Here is a 24,257-nt window from a genome sequence, read left to right as displayed (position 1 = left end):
TTTCGGTTATTCACGCGGGTTAGGTTGCTAAAGTTCGCTATCTTGGCATAATAATACTTCAGCATTATTATGGCTCATATACCACAAGTTGTAAAATCCACGGATAATGAATGGGAATTCATCCTTCCGAAAGAATTCTCCAATGAACAGACATTGCAACAGTATACTGCTGCCGTCGGGATGCTGGATACCAACGACGTATTCACGGAGGTGATCCTGAAACAGGTCATTAAGGAACACCCCTACCACCTGGATGCCTATAACCATTTATCGGTGGCTTTCAGGAACCAGGAAAAGGAATTCGAGAGCTACCTGGTAGCCGAAAAAGGGTACCGCTTAGGTAAGGAATGCTTCCCCAAAGACTTCCAGTTAAAGAACGCCAGGCTCTCCTATTTAAATAGCGATAACAGGCCGTACCTGCGTTCCTGTCACATCTGGGGGCTGGAACTTCAGTTTAATGAAGAGTTTGAGAAAGCTATAGAGGTTTTTGATGAAATGCTGCAGCTCAACCCCAACGACAACCAGGGAGCCAGACACCTGAAACTGGAGTGCCTCTTCGCACTGAAAGATTATGCCGGCGCCAAACATCTGCTGAAAAATTACCCCGGTGAAAACTCTATAGAATTTACCTATGGTAAGTTATTGCTGGCGATCTTAGATGGCGATAAGAAAAACGCAGAAAAACTTTTACCTGAAGCGGTAGAGAGAAATCCGTTTGTGCCTGCAGAAATAGTTAAAAAGAGGCATACGCCACCTCCCGGATTTTTAGAGCAGGAAATGACACCAGGCTCACGTGATGAAGCTTTTGAATATTGGCATGACTATTCAGATATCTGTACACAAGAGGAGGTAATAGATTTTTTTGAGGAGACGAAGAAGGTATGGAGTAAGAAGAAAAAATAATTACAGGCTGTCTGATAGATACTATCAGACAGCTATAACGTCGCTATATAAACGCCGTATACCCCAGCACACTCTCTTCCAGCTTCATTTCTCTTTCTTTAACTTCCATCTGCAACCGCACTTCTACATCTGCAGGTACAAAATAGCTTACCAGCAAGCGTGCTACCTTCTCCAGTCGTTCGCCGGGCATGAGGCCAAGCACATCAGCAGGTAAAACAGGCCCTACCTGGATCAGCACCTCATCATCGCCTTCCAGGAAGGTATTACCTGTTACGAAGTCGATGCCCAACCTGGATTCGCCGAGAATGCTTTCAATATCAGCGGTGCGGGCCTGCCCTGTAGCGGCATTCACCTGTACCGGCATTTGCAGCATCAGTCCGAGTACCTGTTCCAGCTTATGAAGGTCGCCTTTGGCATCGTGGAGCGTAGGAATCAGGTGCAGGAAGATGTTTGCCTGTTGCTGGTCTAACAAATCAAATATTTCCCAGCCAGGACGGAAAATCTCTACCAGGTCGTTATAGATATTTTTTTTGTCAATCTTATTTTCGTAGAGTTCAATGAGTACCCGGAACTGATTAATTTCTGCTTCCAGCGGCATGAAAAATTTGCGGGCATTTTTTTCCTGCTCTTTATGTAGTTTGATCTGGTCGATCAGCTCTTCTGTAGTTTTTGTGGAGGAATATGGGGCCGCAGTATGAAAAACGCCTTCAGGCAACATATCGTACATACCTTCACGACTACTCTTAATACAAAGATAATCCTTGTAACCGCCATCTGGGGCGTACCATTCCACGCTCAGCACATCTTTTGCGAAGTTGCGCCTGTTACTGCCGGAAGGCCAGATAAATAAACGGTTAAAATCAAATCCTGCTTCTACTAACTCCGCCGCCAGTACGGCCGCTTTGTAATCGGTATGAAAATTGTTAACGTCAACGGATGGGGTATCTTCCATAAAATAATTATTCTCTTAAATTTCTGTTGCTTAAATTAGCACAAAAATCAGGCAAAACCCTAAAAAATTGACCCTTGCCTGTGAAAATATTTTTTGATTAACCGCCGTTTGACCATATCGAATGCCATGGATGTAAAATCTGTTTTTGTAAGTTATATTTTCTTTCCGTTAATAGCCGCCATTATGGGGGCCGTAATGTTCATTTTAAATAAGAAGAATCGTTTAATGAGCAGTCGTAAGCTCATTGTAACCCTGTTACTGACCAGTATCGTATTGGCCATTCCCGGCCTCTTCAGCTTACTGGGACTGTATTTCATGCCCTGGGGATACCTGTTGTCGCAGTTAAGCTATATATTGTTTGGCATCCTCGCTGTCTACCTGCTATCGCGGCACAACCCCGAAGCACTGGAAACAAAAAAAGGCATGACAGTATTATTAGGCAGCATATGTATGTTGCTGGGATGCTATCTGTACAAACTGATTTTCAACCGCCTCAATGACCTTGATTACGGATGGCTTGCTGCTACCGCTGTCATTATGTTTATAGTACCACTGCTCTTCTGGTGGACATATATGTCGATGATTAGCATTCCTTCGGAGATATACACCGTCTGGTATTATCCGCCGGGTATTCAGCCGCTGGATATGTTCGATGTGGACATCGACAAGCTGAAAGTACTGGAGGTAGCGATTTTCAAGGCAGTAAACGACCCTTCTCCACTGAAGGTAAAGGTAAAGGCACCGCCGGAAATGAGCTTCGGCGTCTGGTTTAAGAAATTTATCGACGACTATAATATTAAGTTCCCGCGTAACGGCATTCACTATGCCGCCGGCGAAGAAGCATATGGCTGGATCTTCTATCTCAAGCCCGGTTTCTTCTCCCGTAAACAATTCATCGACCCGGCTGAAACTATCGCGCAGAACCAGGTGAATGAAAAGCATACCATTTTCGCCCGCAGAGTAACCCGCCTGCAACAGGAAGCGGGCGGTGAAGACAGAGTTGTCATCTTGTGATCATTTAAAAGATTATTATGTTATTTCCTCGTAAACACGCTGCTGTCAACTGGATCGACGGGATGAAGATCTCCCGCCGCCACTTCATGGAAACCGAAGACCACTTTACTGATGCCATACGTGATACCACATCACTCTTTCTGCATAACTATGATTTCGGACTGCTGCCTCCATTCCGCGGACAACGCCTCAGCAGCGACTTCGAAATAAGCGAACGTGTAACACGGCAGGTGGAAGTACGCCTGCGTCAATGCAATGCCGTTACGGCAGGTGGTGTACGTATACACATTCTGTCGGATTCCTATACAGAACAGCTGGTCCATACCTGCTCCTTTGCAGAAGAAGAGCCACTGGAAGAAAACCAGGTCAGCTATTATAGTGTAGTTCTCAGCGTTAACCCTTACGAACGTATACCCGCCGGCACGCCAGACCCTGTAGAAACGCCACCACGGCATCCGTATGTGCTCAATAACGTAAGACTTTCCGTATTGCCTGCAGAACAGGTAACGGCGTCAGATATGGACCTGCACCACCTGGTAATCGGACAGCTCGTTCGCAAAAACGGCCGCGTAACTGTCAATGACCAGTTCATACCGCCCAGCACGGCTATTATCAGTCATCCCGCGCTTATAAAATATTATGAGCAATTGAGTATGTTACTGAATGATATCCAGATGAGCAGCTTCCGTATTATTGAGAAAGTGACCGCAAGGGATCAACGGACAGACCTCGCCATGAATATAAAAGCGTTGTGTGAGCGTATGCTGGATTATATCGCACAGGTATTCTTCTCCTACCGCAACATGGTACACCAGCAGGCGCCGGTGGTGCTCGTAGGCGTATTCTCCAATCTGGCACATATCTTCTATACCGCGCTGAATTATCCCGGCGCACGTGATAAAGAAGAAATGCTTAAATATTTTTATGAATGGAAAGATGTGACGCCAGGCAATTTCGAGGACCTTCTTGCCAAAACAGTAGATCTGGTCTATGATCACTATAACATACGGCAATCCATGCAACAGGTACAGGACTGCATGACCGTCTTATCAGCGCTGTGGAATAAACTGAGCAGCCTGGAATTCATCGGACAACGCCGGGAAAACATAGTAGTGGCGGAACAGCGCACCATCGAGCAAACGAGGGCGCGCAATTCCTGGAGTCTGCTGGACTAATATCAGGCCAGCATTACTCTGTATGTTACCAGTAAGCCACTGCGTGATTCCAGTTTACGCAACAGCGACTGTTGCGTAAACTCCCATTCTTCTCTTTCGAAGGGTTGCGCCGGCTGTATGAGAATATCCGTTGTTTTCTTCAGTCCTTCCTTCGGGTGTGGTGATACCATTACCCCACGCTGGATTTTTATTGCTGCAATCCGGCCGCCTAATTCATGTCGGCAAAAATTACGTATATCATCTTCCGTTACAATACGATCGCGGGTCATCAGGCCGTATTTATAGGCCTGTAGCAGGTTACCACGATCGGCAGCCTGTCGGCCGCCTACCGGCTTCGTCAGCAGCAGCAGTGAGTCTGCCCGCGTACCGGAGCCTTCAAACTGCGTCAGCAGCATGCCACTACGCAGCTGATGCGCTACATCATGCTGGGTAGTCCAGTAAGACAAATGCATGGTTTCTGTAGGGCCGGATGGCTTCACGATGACGTAACGGGTGGATTCCGTCAGCGCGTGCAGCGACTTACGTGCCTTCTGTTCTACCAACGCCAGGTTCTGCTGGAGGTTCTTTAAAATATCATTGAGAAAATCATATCCATAGGCCGAGAAAGCCGCACTTTCATCTCTCAGTAATTCAAATAAATAATTTATAATTTCCCGCGCATTCCTGCTGTCGAAGCGCTCTGCTCCTCCCAGGCGAACAGAATAGGCGTCCTGCCCGCTGGCTTCTCCATTATTGTACGATACTGGAAAGTATTGTTTGCCATGACTATCACTGAGCTCATGTACACTTAAAAAGAATTCCTGCGTACCCGGTTTCACCGGGATAATATTTCCGACACCTTTAAAACGGTGCGTTACCTGGTGCAGGCGCCTGTTCATCACCGGCACGGCATTCGTGTACACTTCCACGTTATCCAGCTGAATAGCTGGCGGAAACCTTATTTCCAGCCATACCAGCTGTTCCTGCAATGAACTTAGCGTACGCTCATCAAAAGAAGAACGGAAAACTTCCGGGTACGACATCTTTTCAAATGCCTGTGGTCTGATGGAAAAATGCAAAAAATGAGGGTCATAATAATGTATAACATCCCTGGTAATCACCCGCATAACGTCAAAGGCGAGTGTCTGCTGCAGGATATTTTCATTTTCAGGTGCTGCCAGCTTTCCCGGAAATCCTTGCTGCAACTGAACTTCCTGCCCGTTTATCTTTCCTGTACAGAGTGCGAGCAGCTGGTACCACTCGTTATCAAATCCGAAATGCGGCCAATTGAAGTACAGTGGCAAATTATCCAGGTCAGCAATTTTATCGTTAATACGAAGTCCTAACCAGAGTGTTTGTATAGGTAGATGTTTACCTGCGCTCACCAGTATTTTTCCCCTTTGAGGATCATTCATATAAAGATGCGAACCTGTTGCCATATAAGCGATGCGGGCATCGTATATACGTACGGGTAGTGCGGGAGAGAAAAACACTTCAGCAGCGCCGCTGTCTTTACGCGGGCTATGGACGAAGTGGCGGTCTTCCCGCAGGAGTTCGCTTTCTTCCAGTGGGATTGCCTGCATGAGTGCATGGGCGGGCAACGCAGCGGTGAGCAGGTCGGGGGTTAATAAGGCGGCCAGTTTATTCAGCAGGCGGCTTTCAGTATTTTTAAGATCGTTGCCCAGGTTATATAGTTCGCTGGAAAGCGCTTCTATGAGGAGGCGAACCAACGGATCGAGGTCTGCCGTAGAACGAATTCCCCAAAAGTCGGCCGCAGTTTGCATCAGGCGTGCACGGATATTATCTCTGGAGTTATAATGTAATGGATACTGCATAAAAAATATTCTATAGATGAAAGGGTATTATTCTGAAGATAACGGGCTGAGAAACAAGGCCGTATTAAAAACATAATTCTCTCCGGTGGCGGTAAGCTTACCACTCACAATAATGTCTACACGTTTTTTAATTTCTGTGATGCGGCGCAGTGGAAAAATTTTCTCTACATCGGTGATGCCGATTTCGCACTCAACACTGTACAATCTTTGTTCCTGACGGGTTATAGCCTGTGCGAGCGACTGGCACATACGATCTTCCCACATAGATTGATTGACGATCAGTTGAAAATCAAGTTCCCATACTTCACATCCGAAGTCGGGATCGAAGCGGTGTTCACCGAAGCGGGTGAAGATAATCAGTTCGATGTGCTGGGCTATAGACGCGCCATTGTCGCAGGTTTCCAGCGGTTTATCAGAGAATACGCGGGCGAAATCAAACGGTTTTTTATAATAAGACATGGTCATTGGTTAACATGTTAACTTATCATAAAACTAAAAAAAAATGAATAAAAAACATTTTTCAGTATGGTATTTGTAAGTATATTCGAACTGCGATTATGTGGTATAAGAATTTTAGATGATACGTTTTTAGCCCGACCAAAAACACATAATGCCTGCATATTTTAACCCTGACGCCCTTGTTGTAACTGTATTTGGAGATAAACCATATTATTGAACCGAGCCTAAACAGAGGGACCATTACATATGAAACCGATCAATTTGCACGAATTGAATAAAGCCTATTTTAAATTTATCATTCATTTCGTGATACTGATACTGTTTGTTTTAGTTGGCATTGCATGCTTTTTCTTTACCAGCAGGCACGAGTTGCAATTGCTGGGTGAGCAGTCACGTAACTATGACCAGCTGGCTTATTACCGCGAGGAAGTAACCAGCAGATTTGATAATGTACTGCTTAAATTCAGATCCCTGACACAATATGTCAACGCTGATGCACAGGAGCTTAGCAACCAGGCATTGCTGATTAACGGCGTGCAGTCGGACAATAACCGTGTCCGTGGTTTGCTGGACGAGCGCAGGCAGCTGGAGGTTGTTCCGAGCTATGAATTGTATGGAAAAATGACCCGCAATGTAATGGTACTGGCCAGCTTGAAAGATTCCCTTTCACAGACACGCTTTCAGATGGAGAGTTTGCGTGAACAACTGGAAGCATGTGGCACCTCCACCAAAAAGGCGATGAAAAAGTTAAACGGATTTTAGACGTTACATTATATGGCTCATCTTAGCATTAAAGAGCGGCAGGAACAATTTATATTCCTGCTCGTGCTCAGTCTCTTTACCATTGGACTCCTCACATGGCTGCTATTTTCCGGCAGCGATGTTGGCAACAGCGCTATGAAAGATAAACTGGCGCAGAAAATAACAGCGGAAAAACAGTTTGAGTCGGTGGCAGCAGAAATGCGGCCGGCAGTGGATTCTACCTACAAGAAGATTATTGATTTTGACCCCTCTGTGCAGGCACTTTTCCTCGAATCAGATATCCTGAATGCCATCGGAAGTATCAAAGCCGCTTATCAGCGTAAATCGTACGACATGCGTTATAAAGCATTTCTTCAGGAAGCACAGCTGCTGGAAGTAATGTTTTATGATAAAAAAGAACTGCGTGGTAATTACCGGAATATTGAGAAACTAAACAGCGACCTGGACCGCTGCAATCTCTCTAAACGCGGCATACAGGAGGCAATCATCAATCAAAACAGGAACTAGTGGAAGGTACAACGAAAAATAAATCCCTGAAATCAGGGAATAATAGCCGCATCTATTTGTATATTATTGTAGCCGTATTGGCACTTGCAATTGTGCTGCTACTGATCAGGTTTTTATTCAGTAACCGTGAAATAAATGCACACCTGCTGAAGAATGAAATCTTTCTCAATGAGAACCTGGTATATACAGACAACACTCCCGGCGCAAGCCAATGGCAGTGGGAGTTTGGAGACGGCAGCAAAGTAAAGGAACAAAGCGGATTTTATAAATTCCATACGGCCGGCACTTACCTTGTACGACTTACCGTTGATGGTAAAATGCAGCAGCAGTTTGCTGTCATCGTTAAAGATACCGTACCGGTAATTACGATAGACAGTACACGCATCACAGGGCCCACAGCAGGAACAGTAGGCGAACAGCTAAGACTGGAGGCAGAAGGAGACGCCAATATTTTTGAATGGAGCTTCGGAGAAACAGGCCGCGTAGATGCAAAAGGAAAAACAGCCTTTTACACCTATCGCACACCAGGCAGATATAATGTGATGCTCAAAACAGATAAAAGTGCCGCACCGGTATTTTATACACTGACCATCACCGCCTTCGAAGATCCTGAAATGATTGATCCCGGCGCAGGCGGGGAAGCCATGAAAAATGACTTCAAACTACACCTGCAGGCGATTGCCAGCGGAAAGAATTTCAATACACACTACTACTATCTTGTAAAGAAATATCTCTGCAATGGTGAAAAAACTTCGGCACAGGCCTCCGATGAAACAGGTAGTAAGAAAACAGATTTCTACTCCTATTGTATCGGACTTACCTTCAGTAAGAATATTGTGATTGATGAAGTAGGTTTAACAATGTCCCCGAAGAAATGTGTGAGTATGGTAAATGTGCAGCAGCATAGAACAGAAAAGTAATTTATAACCATATCTTTTTAAACCAGATGAGAGTCATCGTATTGTTAATCGCCACCTTGTTTTGTATCCGTGCGGATGCCCAGTTTTATTCGGGCAAACGCATAGAGAAGATGCCTGCCAATTTTAGGTACCCTACACAACAAACCAAAGACCCATCCGGGAAAACGGATGCCAGCGCATGGATTGTATTCTCCGACAGTGAAGGTAACTATACCACCACTACTCCCGGTGGTACACTTGTTTTCAAGAAGCTGAATTTCATGCAGCCCTTTTTTGTCAGCGATGAGAAAAGCGGCTACCTGCGCCTGGTAAAATATGACCCATCGATCCTGAAAAAAGGATCACGTATAGGGGATAAACGGAAAGCAGTCAGTTACGGCTGGATTCCACGCAGTAAAGTATTGATGTGGCAGAAAGCTTTGGTAGATGAGCGTACCCGCTTTCCTTATAAGGCAGTTGGTATCATCAGCGGCGCCGGCCCTATCATGCAGCCGAAATATTATTTTGCACACGATTCCATTATTGTATACAACTCTCCCGAATTACAGACACCTGCTTCAGAAAAACTTAAATTAAATGACCTCATTTATATTTATAAATTTTCGGAAGATGGAAAGAAGGCCCTGGTAGGGCATTCCAGTCAGCTTACTGCGGACAGTGCTGTATCTCTGACCTCAGGATGGGTTTCTGCTGATGTGGTACATCTATGGGGCAGCAGGCTCTATGTAGGTGCCGGCGATGCCAGTTCCTTCGATGAAGATTCCGCAGCAGCCAGCTATTTCAACACCCACCTGAAGCCTGTATCTCCCGACGGTGGTAACTTTGAGTACGATCCATTGCTGGACCCCGGCAATCCGGTATTCCGTAGCATACCTGTGGTACAACGTCCGGGACTGGGACTGCACCTTCCCTACAAATCAGCGATTGCAGAAAATGTCTTTGATAAATCTTCCAATACCGTTATCAATATCAAAGGGACCCGCATCGACTACAACAACTACCTGCATTTGCGCAGGTTCGGCAATCATGTCAATGTTATTTTTGTTGTAGATGGCGGCAGTGCCATGCGCGATTTTCTACCGGGCATTACCAATACCATTCAGAATTTCGAAGATGTATTTGGCAAGAAAGGATATGCCAGTTATAACTACCGATATGGAGCCGTTATCTACCGTGGCAATGATGGTTGCTCACAGGCCCGCGGCATGAATGTATTCGAGCCTTCGGACAATTTCAGCCGTGTAGTGGATTTCATCAACAAACAGGCAGGGATCACACAGCGTTGTAGCGGCACCGTTACCGACCAGCCTTACTACGAAGGACTGCTGGAAGCCGTGAAGATACTGAAGCGTTACCCCATGCAGACCAACATCATTATCGTAGCAGGCAGCACAGGAAATACTTCCAAAAGTGGTCCTTCTGAAGATCAGCTGGTTCGCGGCCTCTCAGATGTAGATGCCAGAATGCTGGTATTCCAGGTCTACAATAAATTTGACCCCTCGTTCAACAACTTTGTATTGCAGTCCAGGCAGATACTGGAAAGAACCGCTCAGATCGAAGCAGATCAAAAGAAACTCCGCATGGTAAAAGGAGAAGGACTGGCAGTAACGCAGCAATTCAATACTGCCTATACAGATTCGGTTTCCTATTACCTGAATTACCCTGATGGCAGCCTGATTCCGGGCGCTATCGTATTTCCGGGCCGGGGTGCGGTTAAAACAAACCGCGAAATGATGATGGCACTGAATCGTTTCCTGGGAGAGGTTTATACGGACAATAAACAGATCATTAAATCACTGGATAGTGTATTTATGATCTCCGGCAGATTGAAGGAAAAAATCAATATGCCGGTGATGGCCGCCATTAATACCGGCAAAATTGCATTACCGGACAACCTTGGCGAACAGCTACCGCATAATGCGTTTAAATACTATTTCGACGTAGAGACGAAGGAACCACTCGTGGCCAAAAATTCGCTGATGCAGTATGAGATATTGCTTAGCCAGGATGAAATCTTGCAGCTGTCGGATATCCTGTCGAGACTTGCAGGAGACAACCTTCAGCAGGACCGTAAAGACTTCCGTAAAAAGCTGGTAAGAGAATATATTTCCTATGGTCGTAGTCAGTGGAAAGATTTACATAATAAATCCGCCATACGCGGCATGAAGCTGCCTACATACCTGGAGAAGGTAACCGGTATGCCGCAGGAGCTGGAGCCATTTAGCCGCTATTCCGTCAATGATATTAAGCATTCGATGAGTGCTGACGATTTTGAGAAATACATTACCTATTTACGTAAGTGTAATGAAGTAGTTAAAAAGCAATTGCAAACGGCTGACTACTTCATTTCAAATGGCAAACCATTTTTCTATATCACTCAAAGCGACTGGAAGTTATGACCCTGCTCAATCTCAGCGAATCCGTGAAACATGCCGTGCATGTGGCCGAGTCCCTGGCTAAGGAAAGGCATCATGGCAGCTATGGTCCGCCGCATTTGCTGGCAGGCCTGATGCACAAGGAAACCGGGTTGCGGCCTTTACTGGCTGCATTGGAAAAAGATCCCGGCTACCTGCAGGAATGGGCAGAAATCCGCATGGATGAATTTCCGAATGCGAGGCAGCTCCATCCAGATATCAAAAGCACGCCTGAAGTAGCGCTGGTATTTGAAGAAGCGGATGATGTCCGGTTAAAGATGGGACTTGACCTGATTACCCCAGTATGTGTACTTACCGCACTTGCCAAACCTAATATTGGTTTTCCTGCGGAACAGATGCGGTCTTTCCCGGTAAAGGAAAGGGATTTACTGGAAGTATACCTGAATGACCAACCTGTTACTGATACACTAAACGATGGAGCAGGATATGAAGAAAAGAAAGCCAGCGGGGCGTTGTCTAAATATTGCATAGACCGTACTGGCCAGGCGGGTGAAGGGAAAACAGACCCTATCATTGGCCGCGACATGGAATTACGTATGGTCATGGAGGTATTATGCCGCCGTACCAAACCTAATGTGATCATCACCGGTGATGCAGGGGTAGGCAAAACAGCCCTCATTGATGGCCTTTCACAACAAATCATACAGGGCGATGTACCGGGCGCATTGAAAGATGCACGGGTGCTGGAACTGGATACAGGTGCGCTGATAGCCGGTGCTTCCTATAAAGGCGAGATAGAGGACCGGTTGAAGAAGATCATTGCGGAGCTAAAGCAAAACGGCAAGGTTATTTTATTTATTGACGAGATACATGCCTTACTGGACCCTAAGGGCGCTATAGGATCAGGTGCAGGGAATTTGCTGAAGCCCGAGCTGGCCCGTGGGGACGTTACCGTTATCGGGGCTACTACCATTGAAGAATACAGGAAAATCATTGAGCCGGAGAAAGCATTCAGCCGGCGGTTTGAAGTGGTGCAGGTAGGCGAACCGGATATTGATATGGCAGCTAAAATGCTGACCTGTCAGCAGGAACGTTACGAGGCGCATCATGGTTTGAAAGTGGAGCCGGGAACTGTAGAAGAATGTGTACGGCTGGCGAAGCGCTATATGAAAGACAGACGCCTTCCGGATGCAGCATTTGATTTGCTGGACAGGACGATGGCCGCCATCCGCATGATGAACGACACTTCAGCGAGAGAGCTGGAGCAGTTAAGATCTGCCCTGGAGATATCTCCCAGGGATACCCTTGCTGACCTCAAACGAAAACTCAGCCCGGTACTACTTGGGCGCCTGGATACGGAAGCCCCGGAAGACGAGGAAGGTCTGTACTCCTACCTAAAAGACACACTTGATAAGTTAAGTGTATTGGCGCAGGAAAAAATTACTGCGACAGGAAAGCAGGATGTTGCTGCGGTGATCGCTTTTAAAACTGGCATACCTATTGGCAAAATACAGACGCAGGAACGCGAGAAACTGATGAACATGGAACAACAGCTCAAACAGCGGGTTGTAGGCCAGGATCACGCCTTAAAAGCCCTTTCTGCGGCAATTTTAGAGTCACGCAGCGGACTAGGCAAAAAAGGACAGCCCATCGGATCATTTTTTTTACTGGGGCCAACGGGAACGGGTAAAACGGAATTAGCCAAGTCCATGGCGGAGTTTTTGTTTAACGACGAAAAGGCCATGATCCGTTTTGACATGAGCGAGTTTAAGGAAGAGCATTCAGCAGCTTTGCTATATGGCGCCCCTCCGGGATATGTAGGTTATGAAGAAGGAGGATTGCTGGTGAATAAAATCAGGCAGCAGCCATATACCGTATTATTATTCGATGAGATCGAAAAGGCACATCCTTCGGTATTTGACATCTTCCTGCAAATCATGGACGAAGGACTAATACACGATCGCTTAGGAAAAGAAGGCGACTTCTCCAATGCCCTGATCCTGTTTACCTCCAATATAGGGAGCGAATGGATTACGGAGCAATTCAACAACGCGTGTATGCCGCAGCCGAATCAATTAATGGAATTGATGACGAAGCATTTCAGGTCTGAATTTTTAGCACGCCTGTCGGAGATAGTGCCTTTCAGTCCGATTACCACGGAAAATGTAATAAAGATATTCGATATACAAATGAAGAGTCTGCTCGATGCGTTGCAGAAGCAGCACATCGAACTAACGGTAACGGATGATGCAAAGAGGATGCTTGCCCTTAGCGGATTTACGCCGCGTTACGGTGCCCGGCAGATAGCTGGTGTCATCAGGAACCAGTTAAGGAGGCCCATATCCAGACAAATCATTTCAGGAGAAGTTTCTCCCGGCAAAAAGATAACATTACTATTAAAAGATGGAATGGAAGAGTTGGTTTGGCAGATCAGTGAAGTTTAAAAATTTAATAGTTAGGATTGCCGGGTACAGCAGAAAAATCATTAGATTTATAACACTGTTTATCTATCATCAAAAAAAAGAACCGATTATGTTCAATTATGAAATCGGCGGAAACGAACGAAGAATAGATGCATCAGAAGCGTTTGTTGACATCTCACCGAACAAGACATTATTCGTTCAGCAGTTAACCGAACAGGAACCCATTAAACCAGAAATTGTAGAAGGCCTTAAAACTGTAGAAGAAGTATTCAGGCACTTCAAACCTGGTGTCAGTGTAGATTTCGAGCAGAAAGACGGAGCTACTGTACATGAAAAGTTACACTTTGAACACCTGGGCGATTTTTCCGTAAAAAGTATGATACTACAAAGCAACCAACTACGTGACCTCAACGTAGAAAGTGAAATGTACCTGAACATCATACGTCAGCTCAAAACAAACAAGACACTGAAAGCAACCCTGGAAAACCCGGAAACCCGCCAGGCTTTTGCAGCAGCGTTGGAAAACCTTGCAAGGGAATTGCAGCAGAATATATAGCTCATCAGTAGGACCCGACAGCACGTAACCATAGCATTACCTGAATAAACCTTGCTACCGCCTGGTGGCAATAAATTTTAACTCATGTCAGCATCAAACGAAAAAATGCAGGAAACGCAGCAAGAGCGCCCCGCAATGCAGCATGCCGCTTCCCCATCCCAGCCGGCGTCGCTGGAAGACAGTCTGCAGAAACTGGTGAAAGTTGGTGGATTTGATTTCCTGGAAGCAATAGTAGATGGATTGCAGAACCTCAACCCCGAGCGTAAAGCCCGCAAAAAAATATTCCTTACTGACCAGGATAAAGCCCTTGAAAGAAAAGAGCTGCTGAAAAAAATACAACTCTGGCAGGACCTGCTCAGCAAAGAAGCTACAGTAGCTGACCTCAAAGAGGAATGCCAGCGCCGTGCGGATGAATCAGAAGCACTGCTGCATAAAAATGTAGGCCAGGCGCTGGAAGCTACCCGCGACCTGGAACAGGCCTACCGTACGGTACATCAGTTCTACAAAAACACAGAAAGTGATAAACTCACCAATGTGAATATCATCAATGCGGCTATGTCGCAGCTCACAGACCTCGACAACCCTCGTTTCATTGAGCATGTGGCCGAAGAACTCAAACACAATTACGATCGCCTTGACCTTCGCGATAACTACTCTTTGCTGGTTATTCCCGGCTATATGGGCTCCAATAAGGTAATAGAAAGATGGGCGAAGATCGCACACAATAATAAAGCGATGCTGGTAACAGATTTCGCCAACCTTGATCAGCCGGATGACGTGATAGACCTGTTCAGCTCTGCAAACCTTACCGGCGCCGACGCCTATCGTTCCAATGTGATCATGACCTGTAACTGGCTTGTAGGACGTGGGAAAGTAGAATCAGCAGGCGAGGAAGACGACCTGCATGTTCCCGGTTCCGCCTCACTGGCCGGAAAAATGTATTACACTTTGATGAGCCAGGTTACTGCCGGTAAAAAACATGGCGCCATCAACGAAGCTGACGGGGTACGTTTCGACCTGAAGAAGAGCGAGATCTCCCAGCTGGAGCGTATCGGGCTGGTACCCATGGTAAATGAGTACGGTAAGGTGATGGCCTTCTCCGCGAAAACGCTTTTCAATGGCGATAATATCGGCCTGCAGACCTATTCCGTTGTGCGTGTATTCGATTATATCACCAAAGTATTGTTCGACTTCCTGAACCGCCGTGCATTTGAAAACTGGACTTCTAAAACAGAACATGACCTGCGCGCGCAGATCGTGAAATTCCTGGACAGCATTCAGGGCCCTGATGCACTGATAGAGCGGTTTAAGATCATCCGGTTTGAACAGGATGAAGTGCAGAAAGACCGTATCCACCTGGATATTCATATTACACCGTATTTCCCGGCCAAAAGCTTTGTAGTAAAGCTGGATGGTTATAAAGGAGAAGATGAGCAACGTACCTGGAATACAGAATACGCTGCCACTCCAAAGTAAGCCTGGTAGCAGCCAGTTGATTTTTTCTGCCGAATGCTCTATTTTAGAAGGGTATGAAGAATCTATTACTGCTGCACGGGGATTTGGAGAAAACAGGAATCAATCACACGTTTGCGAAAGCCTACCGGCAGGGAGCTGAAAAAGCAGGCGCCATGGTAAAGGAGTTATCTATCATGGACCTGAAATTTCTTCCCAACAAACAGTTCAATAACCAGATCACGCCATTGGAGCCTGATCTGCTGGATGCAGCAGAGAAAGTAAAATGGGCCAATCATATTGTACTGTTCTGTACCGTCAACCATGATTCTATTCCTGCCAGGCTATCCGGCTTTTTCGACAGACTGTTTCCATCAGGACAATCCTATGCAGGTAAGTCTGCACGCATTGTATCCGTACTGGATGAAGCCAGCTGGAAGGAATGGCAGCTGAACAAGAAGCCTACCTACCATGCCATCAAACGAACGGTACTGGAACGCTGTCGTATCATGCCTGTGAGGACCTGCACCATCGGATATGTGCACTCCCCGGAAAATGATTATGCGAAAAAATGGATAGCCAAAATGATTGCTTTCGGAGAGAAATTCATGTAGTAAGCAATGAATGTTAACACTAGATGAAATGGCTATACGAAAGCTGCAAACCATACGAAAAGATTTAATTTTACTATAGGACAGGAACCATCAGATGAGATTGTTTGTACCGACGATGAACTGTATCTGTTAGAAAGACCGATTTAATCAGGAAACCTTAATAAGGTTTGTTCGACCCATTCCTGGCACCATTCGGCGCCAGGCAGACCATTGTTTTTTATTTGTTACCTATAAATATTAATCACTATGGCATTCAATGCAAAATTAAACATGGCAGGCAAGGAGTACGACGTACTCAGCTGCAACTACTCCCTGAACAGGGATGTAGACGCCAAGGGCCGCCCGGCGTCCGGCGTTTATGGCGGAACCATTGATGTGGAAGTAGAATCCACAGAAGACACGTCTATCGTGGAAACAATGGTAAATAATCAGTTTAAACCTATCGCAGGTAAAGTCCTCATCAAGAAATCAGATGAAGATGCCAAAATGAAGGAAGTTACTTTTGAAGATGCCTACATCATCAAGTACTCCGAAGGCCTCAACGTTGTAGGGTCTGATCCTATGAAGCTCCGCTTTACCATCTCTGCACGCAAATTGAAACTCGGCAATGCTGAGCATGTCAATGACTGGCCGGGAAGAGATAAAGCATAAACGCGCGCTCCTCCCCGATCTTAATGTATGAACATCATCTCTACAGCTACACCTGTATGGTTCATGCATGCGTACAAACAACTTTCGATTTATTTAAACTGATTACAATGGCATTTAACGCAAAAATACAACTGGGCTCAAAAGAATATGATGTACTGCAATGCAGCTTTTCCTTAAACCGCGATGTGGACGCAAAAGGCCGTCCTTCTTCCGGCGTTTATGGCGGTACTATTCATGTTGAAGTAGAATCTACAGAAGATACTTCTGTGATTGAGTCAATGGTAAACAACCAATACAAACCCTTCAGCGGTAAGATCGTCATCAAAAAAACTGATGAAGATGCCAAAATGAAAGAGCTGACTTTTACAGACAGCTACATCATCCAATATAACGAAGGTATCAGCGTGGTAGGTAACCATCCGATGACACTGAGCTTTGTCATTTCTGCACGCACCCTTAAACTGGGCAATGCAGAACATGTGAACGATTGGCCGGGCAGAGGTTGATGCGTTCCTAAGCAGAACAACATTTAATCCACACATGGTGTACTGTCGGCAGACAGTACACCTGTATTACTGTTCGCGCCAACATGAAGAAAAAGAAACACATATCACCAACGGTACAGCCTAAGCAGAAAGCAAAGGCAAAAGGAAAAGCCAAAGGAAAGAAGGTGCCTTCCACTCCTACGGATGTGGAGTACCAGCAGCTGTTCGATACCTGCGTTATTACCAAAGAAAAAATAGCTGAAGTAGACAAGGTGATCGACGATAAGGTAATAGCCAACCGCAACCGGTACGAGGATATCGCTACGATGGTGGCTGCCGGCAGCATGCTGGAACAACAGGGAACTTTCAACAGCTCTTCCTTATTCAGGACCCGGCCATTGTTTAATGCCTTTCCCGGCAACGTACAGCAGCTGGCTGACCCCACGCCTGCTGTGCCGGAACCATTATTCCAACAGTTCGCGGCCTCGCCGCCAGCTGTTTCACTGGATATCAAACCAACGTCCAACCCTTTCGGACTGGGATATCTGTGCCAGTTAGGCGGTGATTTCACCTACGTTTCCAACGGTCGCATACCCTGGTATTTTATTGCCTGCGTACATTATCTCGAATGCACCTTCAGCTTTAAAAAGCACCTGCATAACGGCGATCCGCTCACCGGCTATACGGTACAAATACCCGTAGGACGCCCCAAAGTAGGACATCCGCCACCATTCACCTTTGAAGAAAGTGCTGTTGACGCCCTGAAATTAATGGGATTTGATAAAGTAAGCAGCTGGAAGCTGCCTTTTATATTACGCAAACTGGAAGCCTATAACGGTTTCGGCTACTTTTTATATTATAATATCAACTCACCATATCTCTGGTCTTTCTCCAATCATTACACCAAAGGAAAATATGTAAAGGACAGAAAATTTGATAAAGAGGCAGTATCTGCTCAACTAGGATCAGCAGTGATATTGAAGCGGATGGAAGAACGGGGATTGATCTATATACCACGATTCTAGTCTATTACACCACATGGCCTGCGAAGGCCAACATTCAACAAATAAAACAGGTTAACCTATGGAAGGGAAACTTAACGTAATAATCAACATCGAAGGTACGCCGATATTACATTTTTCGGCGTTTACACTGGAACAGCGCTTCAATGCGCACCACTATTTTGAGCTGCGTTTCAACCACGATGAACAGGGAGCACCCGGGATGATCTCCCTGGAAAAATCCCGCGGGTTCATGGGAAAAAGTATTACCGTACAATTCGGCAGTGAGCCTGGCAAAGAGCAGCTATTCGTTGGCAAGGTGACACGCGTGGAATTATCGCAGAGCCATGGCTACCACGGTACGCTCATCATCAGTGGTTACAGCCCGAGTATACTGATTGACCGCGGGCCTGATCTGGGATCCTATCTCAACAAAGACCTCAGTGGCATCGTACGGAAAGCGACAGAAGATGCCCCTTCCAATGAGCTGAACCTTACGCTGAACCCTTCCAGAAAGGAGCCAATAGACTATATGATCCAGTACCGTGAAAGCGATTATGATTTCATCAACCGCCTGTCGGCAGAATACCATGAGTGGTTTTTCTATGATGGCGCCAAGTTGCATTTCGGAAAGCCCGATAAGCTGGAAGAAGTAAAGCTGGTTTATGGCCGCGATGTAAACAGTCTGCAATATGCCATGCAGGTAGCGCCGTTGAAAAGCCGCAAGTTTGCCTACAAACCTGCCGAAGATGAACTGTTTAAGGCAGAAGCCAAAGCTGCAGCAGCAGGCCAGCCCGACCTGGCACATGCCGTTACGGCCTCCAATGAACTCTATAACAAAGTATATTCCCAGCCTACCAGCGTACGGATCGACACCAAAAAAGATATGGATGCGCATGTCGACAATGAAGACAAAGCCAACATTGCAGACCTGCTTCAGATCACCGCTACAGGCGATAACCCGCAGGTAGGCATCGGAAAGATCGTAGATGTAAGCATGAGCGTAAAAGAGGTACTGAGCTTCAGCGTACAACAGCTGGGACGTTTCCTCATTACCGCTATCTATCATCACATCGATGGGGTGGGCCATTACTACCATACCTTCGAAGGGATTACCGCCGATGCAGAAAAAATTCCGGTACGTGATTACGACAAACCATTTGCAGACATGCAGCTGGCCATCGTGGAAGATAACGCCGACCCTAAAGGGCAAGGCCGCGTAAAAGTAAAATTCAAATGGGAATGCAGCTGCAACGATACCTCAGAGTGGTTACGTGTAGTCACTCCCGATGCCGGCAGCTCTGATAAAGTGAGCAAGAACCGCGGATTCACGTTTGTTCCTGAAAAAGGAGACCAGGTACTGGTCGCATTTGAGGAAGGTAATACTGCCAGGCCACTGGTGCTCGGCAGTGTGTTCCACGGCAAAACCGGTAGTGGCGGTGGCGCTGCCAATGGCGTTAAAAGCCTCACCACTCGTAGCGGCTCAACGGTAACCTTAGACGACAATAAAGGCAGCGTTACCGTGAAAGACCCCAGCGGCAATGTGCTGATTATGCACGGCGATGGCACCGTTACCCTCAACGCACCACAGAAGATGACCATCAACACTACCGACTTCATTTTGAATGCCAGCAACAGCATAGCTTTTAACGCACAGCCCGGGGAACAGGGCGGCGGCGATGGCACCGTTACCATCAGTGCAAAGAAAAGCATCAGCGGCACCGCAGACACAGAAAACATCAGCCTGACTGCCACCGCCAAAGACGTGAATATCAATTCTGCTGCCGGCGTTTATAAACTGGATTCCAAAGAGATTACCCTTACTGCGTCTGAGAAATTCCATGCGCATGGTGGCGCCAAAGGAGAATTTGTTGCTAACGAAATCGAAATCAATCAATGCTAAAAGTATACATGCACAAAACAGGCGACACCGCCCTGTACCACCTCACCTCCGCCAACCGCACCATCGTAGGTGGCCGGCTGATGGAATTCATTCAGCAGAAGGTGGTTCGTATGACCCTGCTCGGTGAAGACCCCGAAGGCTGCATATACGAATTTGAATTGGTGGCGCAGCAGCTGGAAGGCACGGCACTTATCCATGAATGGGCTATGGACATGGAAATATTGCAGTCGCCCCTGAAACTGGTACTGGACACCTCCAGTCAGCTGAAAGACGTACGCAACCTGCATGAAATCCGGGAGAAGTGGGAAAACTCCTATGTTCATCATCTCCGGAGGAAATATAAAAAAATGAAAGAAGGGCTGGAAGAGCTGATTGCTGAAACCAGCGCTCTCCTGAAAGACAAACCCCGCTTCCTGCAGTCGTTGAATGGCTACAGCTCCTGGCGCTTTTTCTTCCTGGATAACTTCATCGGGCAAAAGGAAACACAGCAGTCTCCATTGCTGTTAAAAGGATTCTTCGGGCAGGTAGACCTTCCGCTATTGGTAGATGCCACCTGGACGGAAGAATACGGCATCGGTGAATACAGCTGCCAGTTGACGCATGAAGGCAAACTGGATGAGCAACAGTTTGACCGCAAGCATTTTGCACGCATGCTCAAAGACCTTACCGGCGTGTTTAATATCAATGCACAGCTGGATGTGCTGATGGAAGAACAAATTCAATACGATAAATACCATTGGCCGCTGGCAGGCGAAATGTACCTGGAAACAAAAGTTTCTGACTGGTATACGGTTGCTTCAGCACATATGCTGGAATGCATTGATGCTGCCAGGGCGGAGGAACTGAAAAAGAATTTCAATGTTGCAGCGGAACCTGCCGCATAAATACTGGCATCATGGGAACAAAAAAATACATTCCGGATAATAGCTGGCTCACTTGCGATAAGGGCAGCGCCCCTTCCCGGCTGAAAGTGACCCATCATAACAATACCAAAATCTACGGCGAAAACCTGGCGAGTGAAATGGATATGGTGCCTGGGGAAAATATTATGCCGATGGGTCGCTGTTCCGCATCTGGCGGCAGTTGTAAGCCAGACCCCATCTATTGGGACAAATGTAACAAAGGCGTAAAAGTCAATGGTTATAAATTAGTTTTTGAAGATGCCTGCCTGCTATGTAAACAGGGAGGAAAGGTAAAGGTAGATTTCAATGCACCCTCCGGCAGTAGCGGCAGCATAGGGGCTGATGCCCTCACCGGCCTTGGCGCTGGCGCCTGGGCTTTTGGCAGCTATGATGGCGCCCTCGACTATGTACAACGGGGAACCATATACGATGTAGAAAATGGGAAACTTAGTCTGGTCAGAGATAATAGTCCCAATGACTTCAGAAGAGGTGGTAATTACGGGGAAATGAAAGACAATGTATATCACCGCCAGGAAGGCTGGCGCGATGTACGTTCTGAACATCCGGTACTGGATATTGATAAAAATACTTCTCCGGGAATTGATGGGGCCTATGAAAAAAAAGGCACCTACAAACTGACGGATGCCAAATACAACGGCGCGAAGCTGGAAAATACAGCTACCTACGGGCGGGAAACCAGCAAACGCTGGACAAAGAACCATATCGACAATGGCGGCATCAACCCGGCTGACAAGGCCGCTATGGCACGTGCAAATGATCAGGGCACCTTACAACGGGAAATGGTCAAGACCATGCCGGATGGAAAGATGCATTCTGAAACGATGAATGATAAAGGTTTCAAGGCCACCAGAGGGCAGAAGGAAACGTTGTCGATCAAAACGAGCCGTGCAGGAAATCTTATTAATGGCGTACGTTCCTCCATCAGAAATTCGCGGCCGATTACTGCTCTGGCCAATTCAAATTTCTCTCAGGCCGTAAGAAATAGTAAATTAGCTACAGGTGCAAATGAAGGACTGTTCAAAGCTGCACAGGCCGTTTCACGCTCCAAGGTATTGAGTGTGGCCGGTAAAGTTGCCGGAAGGGGATTGATCGTAGTAGGTATCGGATTAGAGGTTTTAAACGTCTACAATACCTACGAAGAAGAAGGTCACTTCGGTAAAAAAACACAGGCAGCCGTTGGCGGCGCGGCAGGCGCCATTGCCGGTGGCTGGGCAGGCGCTGAACTAGGCGCCATCATAGGCACCGCTATTTGTCCGGGTATAGGTACCGTTGTCGGTGGATTGGTAGGAGGCGCCATAGGCGGGATTCTAGGCAGCGGATTGGGAAAAACGATAGCGGGGTGGTTCTGATAATTCTATAATATCATTAAAATGGGCTTTTTAAACAAATTGTTTGGCGGATCCAACACACAGGAAGACGCGCGCCCCGCTGGTCAGCGGGCGCAGCTAAAGAATGCAAAATATTTTGAAACGGCACTGAAGGAAAGAGATGCAACGATCGCCCAGGATATTCAAACCCGGGAAATGATGATCGCACAAGGAAAAGCCGCTCCATATCACGACTGGGCCCTGGGCGTCGATTACCTCAACAAGTTTACCACGCTCTATTCCATGGGAACACCGATAGATCAATGCTATGGCGTCTTCATTCAGGCGGCAGACTGGTATGCCAAAGGATGGGAAGAAGATTCAGCTGCTGCTGATATGCTGGAAATGATTTCAATCGGTTACCTACTGCAAATTCCTGATGATCAGTTTAAGGGAATCGTTCAGTATATCGCGCAATCTGATGCCGGATCGGACTATCCCGATTGGCAACCGGATGCCATTCTCTGGTTTATTATCCACGGCAGACTAGCAGAAGGCCCTCATCCTGAGGGGTTACTTGCTCCTGAATTATACCAGTCGTTGCTGGCTATCACCCGTATGAACAAAGAAGATGCGGCGGCAGCAATGAAGCAATACCTGGAAAACTGGTACGACCTTCATAGAAGTGATCCATGGTACGACAGCCATAAGCGGGACCATGCCTATTCGGGCTACTGGTCCTGGGAAGCTGGTGCCATCACTAAAATAATGGGGCTGGATGACTCCTCCTACAAAGACAATCCGTATTATCCGTATGACCTGGTTCATTGGAGTAAATCATAAGAATTTTTGAAAAGAGGTCTTCTGATATGTTATCATTTTAGTAACCATGTTTTAATCAACATCGTACTTTACCACATTTGATTTACAGCTGATACCTTCGGTATCAGCTGAGTGGTTCCGCGCTGCGCGCGGTGGCTTTCGCCAATGATTAATTTTCGAGACCACCTCTTTTCGTTTATCTGTGGTATTTATTTTTTCTTCAGCACATCACTCAGCTCTACAACCTTGTAATTATCATCCAGATCGATGAAGTGCTTAAACAGGGCAGCATGGCCGGCTCCCAGCACTACCATTACACGCTCATCGTTACGCTCTGTCAGCTTCTGTACTAAAGAATACATGTAGAGATTGCGTTTGTACCAGGCAGCTGTAGAATAAGCACCTGCAAAATCATTTACTGCACCTGCTTTATTGAAGGTGGTCAGGTATAACCCCAGGTTCTCATTACGGGACTTCATTGTATTATATTCCAGTAACAACTGGGTCAGGGAGAGTTTTTGCATTAAAGCATTGTCCTTTTCTCCATGCTGTTTTATAACGTTATCAATTTCTGCCTGTAGATCTGTCTGACCTGCTTTTTTCATTGCTGTCATGACGCTATCATAAGGCCAGTCAATGGCTACATCGATGGCGTGAATCTTATTCAGTCCGGCTTTCTTACCTGCTCTGAACGACAATTGAAATATCTCATTCTGTTTATAGAAATTGCTTTTCGGGTATTTATCCTGTACGTATTTAAAATACGTGTCTTTCAGATACAGGTCGTATAAGGTATCCAGACTATGCTGATCATCATAGTCCCATTCAACGAATATTTTGGTGGGCTTGAATTTTTTAATCTGATCGGTGATCGTTTCCAGTTCATGCTGCGCTTTATCGCTCATTACGTCGAATGATTTGGTTTTAACCAGATCGGCGCCAGGGTTATTAAAATGGAATACACCGATCAGCAGGACTTCTTTTTCTTTTTTGGGTTGTTGGGCTTGTACCAGTGTCGCCAGGGACAGCATGGCCACTAATGTCAATAAATAACGTTTCATGCGTACGAGTTGAATACAAATCAGTTAAGAAATATTAATTAAGTCGGCAACTTAATGTTCTTTAAAAGACGAGTGAGCGGGAAAAAGGTTGCATAGGGGGAGAGAAAATGTCGATATTAGGTGAGGTTAACACTTTGAAATATATTCAATGAATCAGCGAGGAAAGCTCGTAGTCGAA

The 24,257-nt window shown here is 46.3% G+C and carries 22 protein-coding genes; 18 read left to right on the top strand and 4 right to left on the bottom strand.

The genetic code is table 11. The annotated features are described in order from the left end of the window. Window positions 1–69: 69 nt before the first annotated feature. Window positions 70–903, top strand: coding sequence for a tetratricopeptide repeat protein (locus tag F3J22_RS29445; RefSeq protein ID WP_167021554.1), 834 nt, complete (start codon window positions 70–72; stop codon window positions 901–903). 43 nt (window positions 904–946) lie between these two features. On the opposite strand, the gene F3J22_RS29440 is transcribed toward F3J22_RS29445, so the two are convergent. Continuing rightward, window positions 947–1,855, bottom strand: a complete 909-nt coding sequence (locus tag F3J22_RS29440; protein WP_167021553.1) for a type VI secretion system baseplate subunit TssG — start codon at window positions 1,853–1,855, stop codon at window positions 947–949. 126 nt (window positions 1,856–1,981) lie between these two features. On the opposite strand from F3J22_RS29440, the gene F3J22_RS29435 reads away from it, so the two are divergent. Next, the gene (locus F3J22_RS29435; RefSeq protein WP_167021552.1) at window positions 1,982–2,869 is read left to right on the top strand and encodes a TssN family type VI secretion system protein; all 888 of its coding nucleotides are present in this window, start codon (window positions 1,982–1,984) and stop codon (window positions 2,867–2,869) included. 17 nt (window positions 2,870–2,886) lie between these two features. Then, the gene (locus F3J22_RS29430; protein WP_167021551.1) at window positions 2,887–4,044 is read left to right on the top strand and encodes a hypothetical protein; all 1,158 of its coding nucleotides are present in this window, start codon (window positions 2,887–2,889) and stop codon (window positions 4,042–4,044) included. 2 nt (window positions 4,045–4,046) lie between these two features. On the opposite strand, the gene F3J22_RS29425 is transcribed toward F3J22_RS29430, so the two are convergent. Beyond that, window positions 4,047–5,858 carry a type VI secretion system baseplate subunit TssF gene (locus F3J22_RS29425; RefSeq protein WP_167021550.1) on the bottom strand — a complete coding sequence of 604 codons (1,812 nt, stop codon included), beginning with the start codon at window positions 5,856–5,858 and terminating at the stop codon, window positions 4,047–4,049. Window positions 5,859–5,885: 27 nt separating this feature from the next. Further along, complete coding sequence (locus F3J22_RS29420; protein WP_240155234.1) at window positions 5,886–6,317, bottom strand: GPW/gp25 family protein; 432 nt, start codon at window positions 6,315–6,317, stop codon at window positions 5,886–5,888. A gap of 246 nt (window positions 6,318–6,563) precedes the next feature. Between F3J22_RS29420 and F3J22_RS29415 the strand changes: the two genes are divergently transcribed. The 15 genes from F3J22_RS29415 (at window position 6,564) to F3J22_RS29345 (ending at window position 23,039) form a co-directional block, all read left to right on the top strand. Further along, window positions 6,564–7,079 carry a hypothetical protein gene (locus F3J22_RS29415; protein WP_167021548.1) on the top strand — a complete coding sequence of 172 codons (516 nt, stop codon included), beginning with the start codon at window positions 6,564–6,566 and terminating at the stop codon, window positions 7,077–7,079. Between the two features lie 12 nt (window positions 7,080–7,091). After that, window positions 7,092–7,586 carry a type VI secretion system TssO gene (tssO, locus tag F3J22_RS29410; RefSeq protein ID WP_167021547.1) on the top strand — a complete coding sequence of 165 codons (495 nt, stop codon included), beginning with the start codon at window positions 7,092–7,094 and terminating at the stop codon, window positions 7,584–7,586. Next, window positions 7,586–8,506 (top strand): PKD domain-containing protein, encoded by a 921-nt coding sequence (locus F3J22_RS29405; RefSeq protein ID WP_167021546.1) that lies wholly within the window; start codon window positions 7,586–7,588, stop codon window positions 8,504–8,506. The genes tssO and F3J22_RS29405 overlap by 1 nt, the downstream gene beginning before the upstream one ends. A 26-nt stretch (window positions 8,507–8,532) precedes the next feature. Continuing rightward, window positions 8,533–10,905 (top strand): type VI secretion system protein TssR domain-containing protein, encoded by a 2,373-nt coding sequence (gene tssR / locus F3J22_RS29400; protein ID WP_167021545.1) that lies wholly within the window; start codon window positions 8,533–8,535, stop codon window positions 10,903–10,905. After that, window positions 10,902–13,325, top strand: coding sequence for an ATP-dependent Clp protease ATP-binding subunit (locus F3J22_RS29395; RefSeq protein ID WP_167021544.1), 2,424 nt, complete (start codon window positions 10,902–10,904; stop codon window positions 13,323–13,325). Before tssR ends, F3J22_RS29395 begins: the two co-directional genes overlap by 4 nt. 88 nt (window positions 13,326–13,413) lie before the next feature. Beyond that, window positions 13,414–13,860 carry a hypothetical protein gene (locus F3J22_RS29390; protein WP_167021543.1) on the top strand — a complete coding sequence of 149 codons (447 nt, stop codon included), beginning with the start codon at window positions 13,414–13,416 and terminating at the stop codon, window positions 13,858–13,860. An 84-nt stretch (window positions 13,861–13,944) separates the two neighbouring features. Next, entirely contained in the window at window positions 13,945–15,336 is a 1,392-nt protein-coding gene (locus F3J22_RS29385; protein ID WP_240155233.1) for a DUF5458 family protein, read from the top strand. Between the two features lie 53 nt (window positions 15,337–15,389). Then, window positions 15,390–15,926: an NAD(P)H-dependent oxidoreductase gene (locus F3J22_RS29380; RefSeq protein ID WP_167021542.1), complete on the top strand. Its 537-nt coding sequence runs from the start codon at window positions 15,390–15,392 to the stop codon at window positions 15,924–15,926. 246 nt (window positions 15,927–16,172) lie between these two features. Next, window positions 16,173–16,577, top strand: a complete 405-nt coding sequence (gene tssD / locus F3J22_RS29375) for a type VI secretion system tube protein TssD (RefSeq protein ID WP_167021541.1) — start codon at window positions 16,173–16,175, stop codon at window positions 16,575–16,577. Window positions 16,578–16,684: 107 nt separating this feature from the next. Beyond that, the gene (gene tssD, locus F3J22_RS29370; RefSeq protein WP_167021540.1) at window positions 16,685–17,083 is read left to right on the top strand and encodes a type VI secretion system tube protein TssD; all 399 of its coding nucleotides are present in this window, start codon (window positions 16,685–16,687) and stop codon (window positions 17,081–17,083) included. Window positions 17,084–17,166: 83 nt separating this feature from the next. Next, the gene (locus F3J22_RS29365) at window positions 17,167–18,087 is read left to right on the top strand and encodes a hypothetical protein (RefSeq protein WP_167021539.1); all 921 of its coding nucleotides are present in this window, start codon (window positions 17,167–17,169) and stop codon (window positions 18,085–18,087) included. A 58-nt stretch (window positions 18,088–18,145) separates the two neighbouring features. Beyond that, window positions 18,146–19,966: a type VI secretion system Vgr family protein gene (locus F3J22_RS29360; protein ID WP_167021538.1), complete on the top strand. Its 1,821-nt coding sequence runs from the start codon at window positions 18,146–18,148 to the stop codon at window positions 19,964–19,966. Beyond that, a complete protein-coding gene (locus F3J22_RS29355; protein WP_167021537.1) occupies window positions 19,960–20,850 on the top strand; it encodes a hypothetical protein in 891 nt (296 codons plus the stop codon). The genes F3J22_RS29360 and F3J22_RS29355 overlap by 7 nt, the downstream gene beginning before the upstream one ends. An 11-nt stretch (window positions 20,851–20,861) precedes the next feature. Beyond that, window positions 20,862–22,238 carry a PAAR-like protein gene (locus tag F3J22_RS29350; protein WP_167021536.1) on the top strand — a complete coding sequence of 459 codons (1,377 nt, stop codon included), beginning with the start codon at window positions 20,862–20,864 and terminating at the stop codon, window positions 22,236–22,238. A 21-nt stretch (window positions 22,239–22,259) separates the two neighbouring features. Next, window positions 22,260–23,039 carry a PoNe immunity protein domain-containing protein gene (locus tag F3J22_RS29345; protein ID WP_167021535.1) on the top strand — a complete coding sequence of 260 codons (780 nt, stop codon included), beginning with the start codon at window positions 22,260–22,262 and terminating at the stop codon, window positions 23,037–23,039. Window positions 23,040–23,227: 188 nt separating this feature from the next. On the opposite strand, the gene F3J22_RS29340 is transcribed toward F3J22_RS29345, so the two are convergent. Next, window positions 23,228–24,079 (bottom strand): DUF5694 domain-containing protein, encoded by an 852-nt coding sequence (locus F3J22_RS29340; protein WP_167021534.1) that lies wholly within the window; start codon window positions 24,077–24,079, stop codon window positions 23,228–23,230. Window positions 24,080–24,257: the final 178 nt, after the last annotated feature.

This window comes from Chitinophaga sp. Cy-1792 (genome assembly GCF_011752935.1).
GTDB lineage: Bacteria > Bacteroidota > Bacteroidia > Chitinophagales > Chitinophagaceae > Chitinophaga.
Note: the sequence above shows the minus strand (reverse complement) of the source record. Positions and strands in the feature narration are given on the sequence as shown.